Raw genomic sequence first — 16,684 nt, forward strand, 5'->3', positions numbered from 1 at the left:
GAGGGGGAGTCACCAGGCACTGGCGGCCGGGCCCACTCCGAGCCATCGGGCGTCGCGACCAGTGTCGCGCCCCTGGTCGAGCGCGAACCGGTCGGCCCGCCGGCGTCGGCCGGCCCGGGTCTGCTCCGACGCACCGGCCCGTCGACGCAGAACCCGCCCGAGAGGCACGAAGCCGACAGCGCCTGACCCGTCCCTCGGCCCCGGCGTCGGGCGTTGGCCCCGGGGGAGTGGCCGGACACCGGGGCCCCGGGTGGGGTCAGGGGGTTGGGAGGGCGCGGAGGAAGCGCTCCGCCATCGGAACGGCCGAGGCGGTGCTGGCCCCGCCCTTCTCCACGAAGACGGCGAACGCCACGTCGCCCCGCCAGCCGACGAACCAGGCGTGGGTGTGCGCCGGGTTGTCGTCGTACTCGGCGGTGCCGGTCTTGCCGTACACCTCGCCCGGCACATCCTTGAGCGCGCTGCCGGTGCCGGCGGTGACCACCTCGCGCATCATCGTGCGCAGCGCCGCGACGGACTCCGGCTTGAGCTGCTCGCCGGCCGGGGCCGGCTTGGCCGGCGCCGGGTCGATCAGCAGCTTCGGCTGCTCGAAGCGGCCGCGGGCGACGGCGGCGGTGGCCCCTGCCATGGCGAGCGGGCTGACCAGCGTGGTGCCCTGCCCGAACGACGCGGCGGCCTGCTCAGCCAGGCTGCCGCCCGTCGAGACCTTGCCGGTGAAGGCGTCCGTGCCGAGGTCCCACTGACCCTCCAGGCCCAGCGAGCGACCGGCGGCGGCCAGCCCGTCGCCGCCGAGCTTCGGGGCCAGCGCGGCGAACGCCGTGTTGCAGGACTTGGCGAAGTCGGTGCGGAACGGCACCGAGCCGAGCTCGAAGTTGTCCGAGTTCTTGAAGGACCGGCCGTCCACCGTGAAGGTCTTCTTGCAGTCCACCGGCCCGTCCAGCGTGACCGCGCCCCGGTCCAGTAGGCCCAGCGTGCTGACCATCTTGAAGGTGGAGCCTGGAGGCACCTGGGCGTCGAAGGCCAGATTCTGCCCGGCCGGACCGGGGCCGTTCGCGGCGGCGAGCACGGCGCCGTCGCTGATCCGGACCGCCACCAGGGCGGACCGGCGCGACTCGGCGCGCAGTGCCCCGTCGGCCGCGTTCTGCACGGCGACGTCCAGCGTGGTCTTCAGCGCCTGCCCGGGCTGCGGCTCCCGGCGGAACAGCTCGGCGCCGGTGGGTTCGAGTTTGCCGCCCTCCGCCGGACGCTCGACCACCACTGTCAGCCCGGAGCCGCCGCGCAGTCGTTCGTCGTAGCGGCCCTGTAGCCCGCCGTGCCCGACCAGATCACCGACGACGTACCGGTCGGGGTGTGCGGCGAGGTCGTCGGCCTGCGCCGGGTCGACAGAGCCGAGCAGGGCGCGGGCGAACTCGCGGGTGGGCGCCAGGTCGATCTTGTCGGAGACGAACTTGGTGCCGGGCAGGTCGTAGATCCGGGGCTTGATCTGCCGGTACGCCTCCTCGCGGAGCGACACCACCTCGACGAATGCGCCCGGCTCGGCCTTTGCCACCCGGTCGGGCAGGTCGGCCAGGTCGACGCCGGGGACCAGCGCCGGGCGGATGGCCTTGAACGCCGCGTCGAGGTCCTTGACGAGCTTCTTGATGTCGGTGACCCCGTTGGGCTGCACACCCACCCGGACCACCGGGCGCGGGGTCACCAGCGGCTTTCCGGCGTTGTCCAGCACCGCGGCGCGGGCACCGGGGTCGCGCCGCAGCGCCAACCGGTCGCCCTTGGTGAGCTGCTCGTGCACCACAGTCGGCTCCCAGATCACCTGCCACTGGTCGTCTTCGCCGTGGGCGAGCCGCACCTCCCGGTCGTACGCCCAGCGGGTCTGACCGGGCAGGGCCCACTCCACCTGGACTGTCGTGGTGGCGATGTCCTTCGTGATCTTCGGCTCGCCGCGACGCGTCAGCGTGGGCGGGGTGGCCGCCAGCTCACCGGAGAGGTCCTTGATCTCGCGCGCCACGTCGGCCGACGGCAGTTTCGAGCCGAGTGGGTCGATCAGACCGACCGCCTGGAGGTCACCGCTGCGCCAGCCCGCCAGGAAGGCGTCGACGGCGCGCTGCGGCCCGTCGTCACCGGAACAACCGACCAGGACACCCGCAGCGAGCAGCGCCGTGGTGACGGCGGCGGCGAGCCGGCGGGCGGGGTTCGGCCGGTGGGGCCGGGGGTACGACAAGGGCATGAAGCTGGTCCTTCCGATCTCGGACTGCCCTCGCACGGTAGTACGGGAACGCCGTCCCCAACGTCCCCCAGGCGCTCGGCCGCGCTCAAAGACGGGCCACGCCCGTGTGATGAACATCGCGTGGCGGGGTATCCCGCAGCCGGCCAACCTCGGACCCGCAACGGGTGAAAGGACAAAGTCCCGATCCGGACGTCTGGCCAGTGGTCCGCCGACGAAGGCGCACAACGGCAGGGCCTAGGCTGGGCGGCAGAGTGACCCACAACGCGGTGGGTCGAGGGGAGTGGCACCGATGGACCGGCGTCCGGCGATCAAACCGGAACCCGACCTCCGGCAGGATGACTCCGGCCGGGACGATGACAGCTTCGATTCGGCGACCGACGGGGACGGCTACGGCCGACTCGACACGGGAGTCACCGGGCTGACCGGGTCGAGCATCGACACCATCTACGATCTGGGTCTGCCAGCCGAGGCGCTGGCCGACGACGTGGAGGACGCCGAGCTCGACGAACCAGTCCCCAACGCGGAGCGCCTGGTGGCCCAGGCCGTCGCGCTCGCCGGGGACGACCACGACGCGGCGACACTTGTCGGCCGTTTCTGGAGGTTCGCCCCGGACGAGGAGCTGGTCGGCTTCACGGCGGAAGAGATGCTCGACGCGGCCCGGGCGCACCGGGATCTCGCCCAACAGCGGGTGCCGGGCGAGTTGAAGCTGCGGATCCACGAACCGCACGCCGACCAGCACCACACGGTCGTCGAGATCGTCACCGACGACATGCCGTTCCTGGTCGACTCGGTGACGGCGCTGCTCAACTCGTACCACCTCGACGTGCATCTGCTGGTGCACCCGCTGGTGGTGGTGCGGCGGGAGCCGCTGGGCCGGCTCACCGAGGTCTCCGCGGATGTGGAACCGGATGACGCGATCGCCGGCGACATCATCGAGAGCTGGATGCGGATCGAGATCGACCCGGTCCGGGACGCTGCCGAACGGGACCGGTTGCGTCGAGAGTTGCAGCGGGTGCTCACCGACGTGCGGGAGGCGGTGGAGGACTGGCCGAAGATGCGTCAGCGTGCCCTCGCGCTCGCCGACGAGCTGGCGTCCGCCCGTACCTCCGACAACCGCCCACCGGTGCCGGAAAAGGACATCACCGACTCGGTGGAGCTGCTGCGGTGGCTCGCCCAGGACCACTTCACCTTCCTCGGTTACCGCGAGTACCGGTTGGTGGACGCCGACGGCGGCGACGCCGCCGACCCGGTCGACGGCAAGGCGTTGGAGGCGGTGCTCGGCACCGGTCTGGGCATCCTGCGCTCCGATTCGCCGGATGCGCGGTCGCTGTCCTCGATGACGCCCGAGGCGCACGAGAAGGTGCTGGAGAAGCGCCTTTTGATCATCACCAAGGCCAACTCCCGGGCGACGGTGCACCGCTCGGCGTACCTGGACTACATCGGCTTCAAGATCTTTAACTCCGCCGGTGACGTGATCGGTGAGCGGCGCTTCCTGGGCCTGTTCTCGACGGCCGCCTACCGGACCAGCGTCCGCGAGCTGCCGGTGGTACGCCGCAAGGTGGCCGAGGTGCTGGACCGCTCCGGCCTGAGCCAGCGCAGCCACTCGGGCAAGGATCTGATCCAGATCCTGGAGACCTACCCGCGCGACGAGCTGTTCCAGATCAAGACCGACGACCTGTACCACGCGGTGGTCGGCGTGCTGCGGATGGCCGGCCGGCGGCAGCTCCGGGTGTTCCTGCGCCGGGACGCGTACGGGCGGTTCATCTCCTGCCTGATCTACCTGCCCCGGGACCGGTTCACCACTCAGAACCGGCTGCGCATGCAGGACATCCTGCTGCGTGAGCTGAACGGTGTCGGGGTGGACTACACCACCCGGGTCACCGAGTCGATGCTGGCTCGGGTGCACTTCATCGTTCGTACCGACCCGACGCGGCCACCCGGCGACATCGACGCCGACCTGCTCGCCGAGGAGTTGGCCGACGCGACCCGGCTCTGGGACGACGACTACCGGTTGGTGCTGGAGCGCAAGCTCGGCGACGAGCAGGCCAAGCACCTGTTCACCCGGTACGCCGACGCGTTCCCGGAGGGCTACAAGGACGGGCACACGCCGTACGAGGCGATGAAGGACCTGGCGAAGCTGGAGCTGCTGGAGGAGCCCGGCCAGCTGGAGATGCACCTGTTCCGCAAGCAGTTGGCGCCCCGGCCGGGCACCCGGGTGCCGGGAGCCGACCTGGCCGAGGCGATGGACGTCCGGTTCAAGGTCTACCGGTACGGCGAGCCGATGATGCTCTCCGCAGTGCTGCCGGTGCTGCACTCGCTCGGCGTACGGGTGGTCGACGAGCACCCGTACGAGGTGGACCGCATCGACGGTCGGGTCTACCTGTACGACTTCGGCCTCATGCTGCCCGAGGGGCATCACGAGCTGGCCGAGGTGCGTCCGCACGTGGAGAACGCCTTCGCGGCCGCCTGGCGCGGCGAGGCCGAGGTGGACCGGTTCAACGAGCTGGTGCTGCGCGGCGGGCTGACCTGGCGGCAGGTGGTGGTGCTTCGGGCGTACGCGAAGTACCTGCGGCAGGCCGGCACTGTCTTCTCGCAGGACTACATGGAACAGACCTTCATCGCGTACCCGAAGCTCGCCGCGTTGCTGGTGGAGCTCTTCGAGACCCGGTTCGCGCCGGGCGAGTCGAGCACCGAGCAGCGGCAGCAGCGCAGCGGTGAGCTGGTGGAGACGATCCGGGGCGCGCTGGACGACGTGGCGAGCCTCGACCAGGACCGGATCCTGCGCTCGTACCTGACGCTGATCGAGGCGACCCTGCGGACCAGCTTCTACCAGAAGCGCGCCGACGGGCGGCCGAAGGCGTACGTGGCGTTCAAGCTCGACCCGCAGGCCATTCCGGACCTGCCCGCGCCGCGACCGAAGTTCGAGATCTTCGTCTACTCGCCGCGCTTCGAGGGTGTGCACCTGCGGTTCGGGCCGGTGGCCCGGGGCGGGTTGCGCTGGTCCGACCGCCGGGAGGACTTCCGTACCGAGGTGCTGGGCCTGGTCAAGGCGCAGATGGTGAAGAACACCGTGATCGTGCCGGTCGGTGCCAAGGGCGGCTTCGTGTTGAAGCAGAAGCCGGGTGACCGGGACGAGGCGGTGGCCTGCTACCAGGAGTTCGTCGGCGCGATGCTGGATGTCACCGACAACATCGTCAGCGGGCAGATCGTGCCGCCCGAGGACGTGGTCCGGCACGACGGCGACGATCCGTACCTGGTGGTGGCGGCCGACAAGGGCACCGCGACGTTCTCCGACATCGCCAACGAGATCTCCAAGGCCCACACCTTCTGGATGGGCGACGCGTTCGCGTCCGGCGGATCCGCCGGCTACGACCACAAGAAGATGGGCATCACCGCCCGGGGCGCCTGGGAGTCGGTCAAGCGGCACTTCCGTGAGCTGGGACTGGACACCCAGACCCAGGACTTCACAGTGGTCGGCGTCGGGGACATGTCCGGCGACGTGTTCGGCAACGGAATGCTGCTCTCCGAGCACATTCGGCTGGTGGCCGCCTTCGACCACCGGCACATCTTCCTCGACCCGGAGCCGGACGCCGCCACCTCGTACACGGAGCGTCGACGGCTGTTCGACCTGCCCCGTTCCTCCTGGGAGGACTACAACCCGGAGCTGATTTCGGCAGGTGGCGGCATCTTCCCGCGTACCGCGAAGTCCATCCCGATCACGCCGCAGGTCCGGGCGGCGATCGGCCTGGACGACGACGTCACGCAGTTGTCGCCGCAGGACCTGATGAAGGCGATCGTCACCGCCCCGGTGGACCTGTTCTGGAACGGCGGCATCGGCACCTACGTCAAGGCCTCCACCCAGACCAACGCCGAGGTGGGCGACAAGTCCAACGACGCGATCCGGGTGGACGGGCGCAGCCTGCGCTGCCGGGTGGCGGGTGAGGGCGGCAACCTGGGCTGGACCCAGCTCGGCCGGATCGAGTACGCGTTGACCGGTGGCCGGATCTACACGGACTTCATTGACAACGCGGCCGGTGTGGACACCTCCGACCACGAGGTGAACATCAAGATCCTGCTCAACACGGCGGTGGCCGACGGTGAGCTGACAATGGCCGAGCGGGACGAGCTGCTGGCCGGGATGACCAACGAGGTCGCGGAGCTGGTGCTGCGGGACAACTACGACCAGGCTCGGGCGATCAACAACGCCCAGGCCCAGGCCGCCTCGCTGCTCCCGGTGCACCGCCGGATGATCAACGAGCTGGAGCGTTCGGGCGGGTTGGACCGCGCGTTGGAGGCGCTGCCGCCGGACGAGGAACTGGCGGTTCGCAGCGAGTCCGGGCTGACCGCGCCGGAGTTCGCCGTGCTGCTCGCGTACGTGAAGATCGTCCTGGAGCGGGAGATCCTCACCGAGGGGTTGGCCGACGAGGAGTGGACGACCGACGTCCTGGTGAACTACTTCCCGACGCCGATGCGCGAGCGGTTCGCCGACCGGATGGGCCGGCACCGGCTGCGCCGGGACATCGTCACCACAGTGCTGGTCAACGAGGCGATCAACCGGGGTGGCATCTCGTTCATCTTCCGGGTGGTCGAGGAGACGGCGGCCAGCGCGGCCGACGTGATCCGGGCGTACGTGGTGGTCAGCGAGGTGTTCGGCCTGCGCGACCTGTGGGACGCGGTCGAGGCGCTGGACAACAAGGTGGCGCCCGAGCTGCAGACCAGCGTCTACCTGGACACTCGTCGGCTGCTTGACCGGGCCGTGCGGTGGCTGGTCTCCAACCGGCGTTCGCCGATCGACGTGCCGGCCGAGATCGCCCGGCTGCGCGACGGGGTCACCCGGTTGCTGCCGGGGCTGGAGGAGCTGTTCTACGGCAACGAGCGTCAGGGCATCGCCGCGCACATGGATTCGATGACCGAGCGTGGGCTGCCCCGCGAGCTGGCGGAGCGGGCAACCCGGCTGATGTACAGCTTCGGTCTGATGGACGTGGTGGAGACCGCGAACGCCAGTGGGCGGGACGTCAGCGAGGTGGCCTCGGTCTACTTCGTGCTGTCGGACCTGTTCCGGGTGGACTCGCTGCTGTCGAAGATCTCCCTGCTGCCGCGGGAGGACCGCTGGCAGACGTTGGCCCGGATGGCGCTGCGGTACGACCTGTACGCAGCGCTGGCCGCGCTCACCGCGGAGGTACTCGACTCCACCCCGGGCGACCTGCCACCGCACGAGCGGGTGCAGCAGTGGGAGCAGTCGAACGCCACATCCATCCACCGGGCCCGACGGGCGATGGGTGAGTTCGACGAGTCGCGGGCGGATCTCGCCGCCCTGTCGGTGCTGCTGCGTCAGATCCGCACCCTGGTGCGGACCTCCGCGGCCGCCTGAGTCAGGTACGACGGACGCGGTCCGGCCGGTCGGGGTGACCCGACCGGCCGGACCGCGTTTCGTTCCGTCGCCGGTCAGGCCGCCAGGGTGGCGAAGACGACGATGTTGTCCGGGTAGCTCTTCGCGGCCTGGTCGAACTGACCGCCGCAGGTGACCACCCGCAGGCTGGGCCGGTCACTCGGCCCGTAGACCAACTCGGTGGGGAAGGCCGTCTTCGGGTACGACTTCACCGAGTCGACAGTGAAGGTGGCCGGCACTCCGTCGGCGCGGCGCACGGTGACGGTGTCGCCGGGGAGGAGAGCGCCGAGGTCGAAGAAGACGGCCGGGCCGAGGACCGCCGAGTCCACGTGCCCGACGATGACCGCGTTACCTGTCTCGCCCGGGCTCGCACCGGGCTCGTACCACCCGGCCTGGTCTGCCTTGTCAAGCGGAGGGACCTGGACGGTGCCGTCCGGGTTGGTACCCAACGACATGATCGTCGCGTCGACGCCGATCCGGGGGATCTCGATGCTGGTCGGTGCCGAACGGGCCAACCCGGCCGCGGCCTGACCGACCGGCTGCCCGTCGACCGGCGGGGCATCGTCGGCGGTGCTCGCCGGCGCCGTCGCCTCGGGGCCGGCCTGGGCCAGCGGCTGCGGCGGCCGGGGAGTGGGCGTGGTCTTCAGGGAGGCGCCGATCATGCCGGCGCCGATCATGGCCAGGGTGACGACGACGGCCGTGCCGGCGGCACGCCACGGTTTCCCGTGACGGCCGCCGGCCGGTGTCGCCGTCACGTCAGACGAGCGAGCCATCGGTCCGCCGACGACGCATCAGCACGATCCCGCCCAGCGCGGCAGCGCCGAGCAGGCCAGCCCCGCCGGTGGCCAGACCCCGGTCGGTACCGGTGCTGACGCCACCGTCACCACCGTCGACACCGCCGTGCGGCAGCACGACGAGCTCGCCCTCGCCGCAGGAGCCCTTGAGCTCGTAGCGACCCGGCTTGGCGTCCTTGTCGACCTTGGCTTCGCCGTAGTAGACGAACTCGCGCTCCTCGTCCCAGTCACGCTCGTCCGAGCCGTGCTCGTCCTTGCCGTAACCGCCACGCTCGTCCGAGCCGTGCTCGTCCTTGCCGTAACCGCCACGCTCGTCCGAGCCGTGCTCGTCCTTGCCGTAACCGCCACGCTCGTCCGAGCCGTGCTCGTCCTTGCCGTAACCGCCACGCTCGTCCGAGCCGTGCTCGTCCTTGTTCTCCCAGCCCTTGTCGGAGCCGTTGTCCGAGCCGTACTCGGAGCCGTGCTCGTCCTTGGAGTCCCAGCCCTTGTCGGAGCCGTTGTCCGAGCCGTACTCGGAGCCGTGCTCGTCCTTGGACTCCCAGCCGTTGTCCGAGCCGTAGTCCGAGCCGTGCTCGTCCTTGGACTCCCAGTCCTTCTTGTCTTCGTCCTTGGAGTCCCAGTCCTTCTTGTCACGGCCCTCTTCGGCGTCCTGGCCGTGCTCCTCGCCCTTCCAGTCCTTGCTGCCCTCGTCGCCGTAGGCGTCGGCGGCAGCGCCGCCACCCTGGCCGCCCTTGCCGTTCTCGTCCTTGTGCTCGTCCTTGCCCTTGTCGTCCTTGCCCTTGTCGTCCTTGCCGTTCTCGTCCTTGCCTTCGTGGTCCTTGCCCTTGTCGTCCTTGCCGTTCTCGTCCTTGCCTTCGTGGTCCTTGCCGTTCTCGTCCTTGCCGTGCTCGTCCTTGCCCTTGTCGTGGTCGGAGGAGTTCTCCTCCTCGCGCCACTCGCGGTCCTCACCCCGGTCTTCATGCGCCGGCTTGAGCTTGACCTTGCCGGTGACCTTGGACCACACGTACGCGTGCTCCTGCCGATCCGGGCAGATCTCGAGGAGCTTGACCTCGTCGCCAGCCTTGACGACGTGCGGCTTGGCGTAGACCTTGCCGTCGTCGTGGCCGTCGGCGAACGCGATCCCCGGTGCGAACACCAGGAGCGACGCGCCGCCGAGCGCGGCGCCCGCAACGACCTTCCCGAGCATCTTCTTAGCCATGACCTGCGTCACTCCATCCCTGTTGTCCTGAGCTCGGCGACAACCGAGCTAAGACCGACGTTAGACCGTTTCATGACTTATGAAGTGAAAGATTCGCGTTTTACCTTTGATCCAAGTAAGAGGTGAAGGGGTGGTACGCGGCTTTCGTTGCGCTGAGCGTCGTGTCAGGCGGCTCGGAGCCCTGTGGGTGTGCCATGGCGTTCCGCGCTTCCCGTGCCGGGCCTGCCCGGTCAACCGGTAGCGGCGGGTCCGAGCGGCGCGTGCCGGTCGGGCGCACTCGGAGGTATCGTCCGAAACGGCTCCGGCAACACATCGAGCCATTGCCATGGAAGCGCTCCCATGCAAGAATCGGCGGACGCGGTTCAGAGAGCCATACCGTGCAGGCAGGGGAGTCGAGGGCACCCGGTTTCACCGGGCGACGCACCCCGCCGCCGATCGACCGGCCGACGCATTGGCCGGGCATCACCACCACCATCGCCCGTCCGGGTCGGGCGCCCCCCAAAGAATCCCGTGGTGCCGACGGCCGTCCGTGCAGGACGCCCATCGGGCCGTCCCGCCGGGCCGTACCTGGGCCCGGTCTCGCCCAAGGAGATCAGTGGCATGAATGTGTGGAGAAGGCTAACCGGCCCACGCCGGGCCCTCGCGCTCGCCGGCGCGGGTGCCCTGGTCGCCGGTGGGCTCGTAACGATTCCGGTTACCGCGGCGCAGGCCGCGACGCAGTGCGACATCGCGTACACGAGCAATGACTGGCCCGGCGGTTTCACCGCGAGCGTCACCATCAAGAACGTCGGCGACGCGCTGAACGGCTGGACGCTGGGCTGGACCTTCGCCAACTCCAGCCAGCGGGTGCAGCAGGGCTGGTCGGCCACGTTCACCCAGTCCGGCAGCCAGGTCACCGCCCGGAGCCTGTCCTACAACGGCACCCTGGCCACCGGCGCGTCGACGAGCATCGGCTTCAACGGCGCGTGGAGCGGCAGCAACCCGAAGCCGACCTCGTTCACCCTGAACGGCGTGGTCTGCAACGGCGGCACCACTCCGCCGACCGACCCGCCCACCGATCCGCCGACCGACCCGCCCACCGATCCGCCGACCGACCCGCCGACGGATCCGCCGACCGACCCGCCCACCAACCCGCCCGGCACCAAGGTCGACAACCCGTACGTCGGGGTGCGCGGCTACGTGAACCCGGAGTGGAAGGCCAAGGCGGACGCCGAGGCCGGCGGAAGCCGCGTCTCCAACAACCCCACCGCCGTCTGGCTGGACCGGATCGCCGCGATCAACGGCACCCCGGACAGCAGCTCCAACGGCGCCTTCGGGGTTCGTCAGCACCTGGACGAGGCGCTGCGCCAGGGCGCCGGTTACATCCAGTTCGTGATCTACAACCTGCCCGGCCGGGACTGCTCCGCGCTCGCCTCCAACGGCGAGCTGGGCCCGGACGAGCTGCCGAAGTACAAGGCCCAGTACATCGACCCGATCGCCGCGATCCAGGGCGAGTCGAAGTACAGCAGCCTGCGGATCATCAACATCATCGAGATCGACTCGCTGCCGAACCTGGTCACCAACACGTCCGATCAGGCCGGCGGCACTGTCATGTGCGACACGGTCAAGGCCAACGGCGCCTACGTCAACGGTGTCGGCTACGCCCTGGCCAAGCTGGGCGCGATCGGCAACGTCTACAACTACATCGACGCAGGCCACCACGGCTGGCTCGGCTGGGACTCCAACTTCGTCCCGACCTCCAACATCCTGAAGACCGCAGCGGTCGCCTCCGGCAGCACTGTCAACAACGTGCACGGGTTCATCACCAACACGGCGAACTACTCGGCGTTGCAGGAGCCGTACTTCAAGGTCACCGACAACGTGAACGGCCAGACGGTGCGGCAGTCCAAGTGGGTCGACTGGAACTTCTACGTCGACGAGCTGTCGTTCGCCCAGGCGTTCCGCAACCAGCTGGTCTCGGTCGGCTTCAACTCCAACATCGGCATGCTTATCGACACGTCCCGTAACGGCTGGGGCGGCTCCGCCCGGCCCACCGGTCCGGGCGCGACGACAAGCGTCGACACGTACGTCAACGGCGGCCGCATCGACCGCCGGGCCCACCTCGGCAACTGGTGCAACCAGGCTGGTGCCGGTCTCGGTGAGCGGCCCCGGGCCACCCCGGCGACGGGCATCGACGCCTACGTCTGGGTGAAGCCGCCGGGTGAGTCGGACGGCTCCAGCAAGGAGATCCCGAACAACGAGGGCAAGGGCTTCGACCGGATGTGCGACCCGACGTACGGCGGTAACGCCCGCAACGGCAACAACCCGTCCGGGGCGCTCGGCGACGCGCCGATCTCCGGTGCGTGGTTCTCCGCCCAGTTCCAGGAGCTCATGCGCAACGCCTACCCGGCGCTCTGATCGGGTAGCTCACGCACCAACCCGCTGCCAGTGGTTGGTGAGGCACTGTTGGCAGCAGGTTCCCCCCGGGTCCCCGGCTCGACCGTCACAGGTCGGGCCGGGGACCCCCCTTAGGGCACTGTGCGTTCGATCGCCGCCCGGCCCTGCTCGGCCAGGTCACGGCGGGCTTTCTCCAGGTTCTCCGGTGTCAGGTCCTGCCCGCGGGCCATCACCAGGTCCTCCGGCTCCCAGGGCTGCTCGCCCCCGGTGCGGATGTTGTCCCCGCCAGCGCCGGTGCCCGTCCCGGTCGCCCCGGTGCCGGCGGCGTACGGGTCGCCGATCAGCTCGTCGGTGTCCGGTGCGAGATCGGCCGGTCGGCTGCGGGGTTCGGCGAAGCCCGGTGTGTCCCGGTCCGGGCCACCTCCGGTCCGCAGTTGCGGCACGGTGGCGTCATCGTCCACCGCCGAGGCCACCTCGGGGCTGTCCTCCAGCGGCGGTTGGCGATCGCGATCGGTCATGGTGCTGCCTCCTGTGTCCGACACGGTGCCTGATTTCCCCCACGTACCCCTTCGTGCCGCGCTCATGCCGCACGGCCCGGCGGTCGGCCGGGCCGTGCTCAATCCGTGCGGTCAGATGCTCAGGCGTCGGGCTGCTGCTCGTTCGGGTCCGGCGCTTCGGCTGGGCGCCACCACTGCCAGAGCAGCATGAGCAGACCGAAGGCGAGCATCGCCAGCCCGGCCCACAGGTTGATCCGAACGCCCTCGGCCTTGTCGATCTCGGCCCGGCTGTCGAAGATGCCGATCAGCGTCACGATGACCCCGTACGCGACGAAGAGGCCACCGATCACCCGGCGGATGTCGAACAGCCGGGCCGCGGCGGAACGCCTCTGCTCCGCCTGCGCCTCGTCGATCAGCGGGTCCTGTGCCGGCTGGCCGTCGTTGCTCATCTGCCGACCCCTTTCCTTAGAAGACCGGGATGTAGAAGAGGGCGGCCAGCGCGACCGCGATCAGACCGAGCAGCACCGGGGAGCGGTACCAGGCGGCGTCCCCCGCGAGCACGTCGCCCTTCAGGTCGACGCCGCCCATGCCGTACACCAACCCGCGCAGTTCCTCGTCCCGCTTGGGTGAGGTGAGCGGGGTGACGATCGCGGCGACCACCACCGCCGTGACGAACGCCAGACCGGCACCCCAGAAGCTCTCCTCCAGGTCGGAGTTGAAATGGATGACCCCGCCCTTGTAGAGCAGGTAGAGGCTCAGCGACACCAGGGTGCCCAGCAGCAGCGACCAGAAGCCGGCCAGCGCGCTCATCCGCTTCCAGAACATGCCGATGATGAACGTGGCGAACAACGGCGCGTTGAAGACGGAGAAGAGCGCCTGGATGTAGTTCATGATGTTGCTGAACCCGGCCGCGATGAACGCGGTGCCGATCCCGATCACCACGGCGGCGACAGTCGCCCACCGGCCGACCCGCAGGTAGTACTCGTCCGACCGGTCACGGCGGATGTACGCCTGCCAGATGTCGTAGGTGAAGACGGTGTTGAAGCCGCTCACGTTGGCCGCCATGCCGGCCATGAACGAGGCGAGCAGGCCGGTGACCGCCACCCCGAGCACGCCGTTGGGGAGCAGGTCGCGCATCAGCAGCGGGATGGCGTTGTTGTACTGCAGGTCGCCGCTCTCCGCGCCGAGGCCCTTCACGGTGACCAGGGCCACCAGGCCGGGGATGACAGTGACCAGGGGGATGAACAGCTTCGGGTACGCGGCGATGATCGGCGTGCGCCGGGCGGCGCTCATGTTCTTGGCCGAGAGGGCCCTCTGCACCTCGGCGAAGTTCGTCGTCCAGTAGCCGAACGACAGCACGAAGCCGAGACCGAAGACGATGCCGATCCAGTGCGCGCCCAGCGGGTTGGCAGTGCTGCCGGTGTCCTGCCACGCGTGCAGGCCCGCCTCGCCGAGTTTGGTGTCGCCGACCGCGTCCATCAGGCCGTTCCACCCGCCGACCTTGACCAGGCCGATCACTGTGACCGGGATGAGGCCGGCCAGGATGACGAAGAACTGGAGCACCTCGTTGTAGATCGCCCCGGACAGGCCGCCGATGGTGATGTACGCCAGCACGATCGCCGCGCCGACCACGATCGCCGTCCAGAGCGGCCAGCCGAGCAGCGCCTGCATGACGAGGGCCAGCGCGTACAGGTTCACGCCGGCGATCAGCACCTGGGCGACGGCGAAGCTGATCGCGTTGAGCAAGTGGGTGGGGCGGTTGAACCGCAGCCGCAGGTACTCCGGCACGCTGCGGACCTTGGAGCCGTAGTAGAAGGGCATCATCACGATGCCCAGGAAGACCATCGCCGGGACCGCGCCGATCCAGTAGTAGTGGACCGTCATCACGCCGTACTGGGCCCCGTTGGCGGCCATTCCGATGATCTCCAACGCGCCCAGGTTCGCCGAGACGAAGGCGAGACCGGTCACCCAGGCGGGCAGGGAGCGGCCGGAGAGGAAGAAGTCGACGCTCGTCCGGATGGCCCGGCGCGCGGCGAAGCCGACCCCGAGGACGGTGACGAAGTACAGCGCCAGGATCAGGTAGTCCAGGCCGTTCATGTTGAGCCGGAGACCGTCGCCGTCCATCCCGTCACCCCTCGTCCCGACGTCCGCGCTGGTTGGTGTGCGCGCGCCCTATTACCCCGTCCGCGCCGTTTCACTCGCGGAGGTCGAGACCGCCGTGTTCGGGCCCTGTCGAGTGGTCTGGCGGGGTTGGCGACTGTCTGCACGCACGAGGGCGCCCCGGCCGGTTTCGGCCGGGGCGCCAGTGGTGGTGCTGTGTACTCAGCGACCGAGTACGCGGTCCAGGAAGTCCCGGTAGTTGCGGACCGCCATCCGCAGTTGCTCGGTGTCGGCCGAGCCGGCGTCCTGCCACCCGCCCAGGGTGCTCTTCTGAGCGGCGAGCGCCGAGGAGAGGGCCTGGATGGCCTCCTCCACCAGTGACTGCGCCTCACCGGCAGCCGCCTGTGGGTCGTCGACGAAACGCAGCTGCACGTCCCGCCAGCGGTCCCGGAAGCCCTGCGCGGTGTCCGTGTCGAGGAGCGTGGCCGGCTCGGCCGCGACCGTCGACCCGGCGGATCGGGACGTTCCGGCGGACTCCAGCGTGGGGCTGGTGTCGTCGCCGGGGACCGGTTCGCCGTCCGCGTCCGGGTCGACCATCTCCGGTGTCGCGCTGCCGTAGCCGGCCGCACCCGCCGCGGCGGCATCCCGGTCGCCGGTCAGATCGACGCGTCGCTCGGGGTCACCGTCAGTGCTCCCCGGCGGAACGACGGTCCGCGCGGACCTGTCCGCGTCGGTGCGGTCGTCGAGATCGGTGCTGTCGTCGACGTCCGCGCTGTCGTCGACATCAGTGTCGCGGCGATGCAGCTCGGCGGTGGGGTCGGCGCGCAGACCCTCCCGCTCGCCGTCCTCGGCGCCGTCGCCCGGCTGGGCGGTCCGCTCGGCCCTCGGGTCCGGCTGATCCTGCGGGTGCGGGCTGGCCAGCGCGGAGGCGGCCACCGCGTCGGCCACCGTGGTGGCGCCGAACGTGGTCGGCAGCGGCCCCGGCTCGTGGAAACCATCCTCGTCGGTGGACCGGTCGTCGCGCCGGTGGCGCGGGTCGGCGTCGTCGGTCAGCTCGTCGTCGGCCGGGTCGTACGCGGCGTCCCGGTCGGTGTCGTTGGCCCGCTCGTGGGCGGCGGTCTGGTCGTCGAAGGTGCCCCGCTCGTCGAGGGCGTCCTCCGGGACGTCGGAGCGGTCGGCCCGGTCGCCGGCCGGGGGTACCGGCACGGGCGCGGACCGGACGGCCTCCGGGTGGTCGTTGCTCACCTGCTGCTCTTCCTGGCGCATCGGTGGCCTCCTCAGCGGCTCGTGGCGTCGTGGTCCGGGTGGTGGCGCTGTTCGGGAGTGTGGTGGCCGACCGGCTCCTCGCCCAGCAGGTCGGCGAAGAGTGCGCGGTAGTGCACGACCGCCTGCCGCAGCTCTTCGGTGTTGGCCTCGCCCCGGGAGTTGCGCAGGTGGATCTCGTGCGCGTCCCGGTAGTTGGTCAGGGTGCGGGCGTGCTCGACGGAGAGGTGGGCGATCTGGTCGGAGAAGTCACCGGTCGGGTAGCCCTGCTCCTCGATGAGCCGGGTGACCAGTTCATCCGCGTCGCCCACGGTCTCGCCGGGGGAGTCGATGAAGCGGACCTGGAGTTCCTCCCAGGCAGCGGCGTACCGGGCCCGGGACTCCGGGGTGAGTGGGGTGAGCGTGAGCTCGGCATGCCGGCGTTCCCGGTCGCGCAGTTCGCGCTCCGCGGCGGACCGGCTGTCCTGTTCCGCCACCACCCGGTCGTACTCCGGTCCGAACCGGTTGCGCAGGGCCCGGCGGTTGTTGAGCGAGCGGGCGGCCACGGCCAGCACCGCGACGATCACCAGCACGACGAGCACGATGACGACTATCTGCGTGGGCGACATGGGCTCCTCCTTCGTCATCTGCTATTCCCTCCGCGCAGTGATCGCCAATCCCGATCCGAGGCACTTTCCTGACGAGGGGCGCAACTACTCACCGGCCAAAACCTGATTCATCCCAGATGAGGCGCATGGGCGGTGGAGACACGGGCGGTAGTGAAACAGCCTCCGATTACGTATCCTGCCCAAGGCGCCCGCGCCGGTGCCCGGCGACGCGGCCGGGCTCGCAGCCGGCAGGCGCGGT

The 16,684-nt window shown here is 69.9% G+C and carries 10 protein-coding genes; 2 read left to right on the forward strand and 8 right to left on the reverse strand.

The window, feature by feature from the left end; all coding sequences use genetic code 11:
* Window positions 1-256: 256 nt before the first annotated feature.
* Complete coding sequence (locus OG992_RS26625; RefSeq protein WP_266304567.1) at window positions 257-2,221, reverse strand: penicillin-binding transpeptidase domain-containing protein; 1,965 nt, start codon at window positions 2,219-2,221, stop codon at window positions 257-259.
* 289 nt (window positions 2,222-2,510) lie between these two features.
* Here OG992_RS26625 and OG992_RS26630 point away from each other — a divergent pair, with 289 nt between their 5' ends.
* The gene (locus OG992_RS26630) at window positions 2,511-7,592 is read left to right on the forward strand and encodes an NAD-glutamate dehydrogenase (RefSeq protein WP_266304568.1); all 5,082 of its coding nucleotides are present in this window, start codon (window positions 2,511-2,513) and stop codon (window positions 7,590-7,592) included.
* 74 nt (window positions 7,593-7,666) lie between these two features.
* On the opposite strand, the gene OG992_RS26635 is transcribed toward OG992_RS26630, so the two are convergent.
* Complete coding sequence (locus OG992_RS26635; RefSeq protein WP_266305280.1) at window positions 7,667-8,365, reverse strand: class F sortase; 699 nt, start codon at window positions 8,363-8,365, stop codon at window positions 7,667-7,669.
* Window position 8,366: 1 nt separating this feature from the next.
* Entirely contained in the window at window positions 8,367-9,602 is a 1,236-nt protein-coding gene (locus tag OG992_RS26640) for a hypothetical protein (protein ID WP_266304569.1), read from the reverse strand.
* Between the two features lie 600 nt (window positions 9,603-10,202).
* Here OG992_RS26640 and OG992_RS26645 point away from each other — a divergent pair.
* The gene (locus OG992_RS26645; protein WP_266304570.1) at window positions 10,203-11,999 is read left to right on the forward strand and encodes a glycoside hydrolase family 6 protein; all 1,797 of its coding nucleotides are present in this window, start codon (window positions 10,203-10,205) and stop codon (window positions 11,997-11,999) included.
* A gap of 110 nt (window positions 12,000-12,109) precedes the next feature.
* On the opposite strand, the gene OG992_RS26650 is transcribed toward OG992_RS26645, so the two are convergent.
* The 5 genes from OG992_RS26650 to OG992_RS26670 all read right to left on the reverse strand — a co-directional run bounded on the left by OG992_RS26650 (window position 12,110) and on the right by OG992_RS26670 (window position 16,446).
* Window positions 12,110-12,496 carry a hypothetical protein gene (locus OG992_RS26650; RefSeq protein WP_210786102.1) on the reverse strand — a complete coding sequence of 129 codons (387 nt, stop codon included), beginning with the start codon at window positions 12,494-12,496 and terminating at the stop codon, window positions 12,110-12,112.
* Window positions 12,497-12,615: 119 nt separating this feature from the next.
* Complete coding sequence (locus OG992_RS26655) at window positions 12,616-12,924, reverse strand: hypothetical protein (protein ID WP_238684482.1); 309 nt, start codon at window positions 12,922-12,924, stop codon at window positions 12,616-12,618.
* Window positions 12,925-12,940: 16 nt separating this feature from the next.
* Entirely contained in the window at window positions 12,941-14,599 is a 1,659-nt protein-coding gene (locus tag OG992_RS26660) for a sodium:solute symporter family protein (protein ID WP_238684483.1), read from the reverse strand.
* A gap of 198 nt (window positions 14,600-14,797) precedes the next feature.
* A complete protein-coding gene (locus OG992_RS26665) occupies window positions 14,798-15,841 on the reverse strand; it encodes a hypothetical protein (RefSeq protein WP_266304571.1) in 1,044 nt (347 codons plus the stop codon).
* Window positions 15,842-15,852: 11 nt separating this feature from the next.
* Complete coding sequence (locus tag OG992_RS26670; protein WP_238670584.1) at window positions 15,853-16,446, reverse strand: hypothetical protein; 594 nt, start codon at window positions 16,444-16,446, stop codon at window positions 15,853-15,855.
* Between the last annotated feature and the right edge of the window lie 238 nt (window positions 16,447-16,684).

The sequence above is a fragment of the Micromonospora sp. NBC_00362 genome, assembly GCF_026342155.1.
Classification (GTDB): Bacteria; Actinomycetota; Actinomycetes; order Mycobacteriales; family Micromonosporaceae; genus Micromonospora; species Micromonospora hortensis.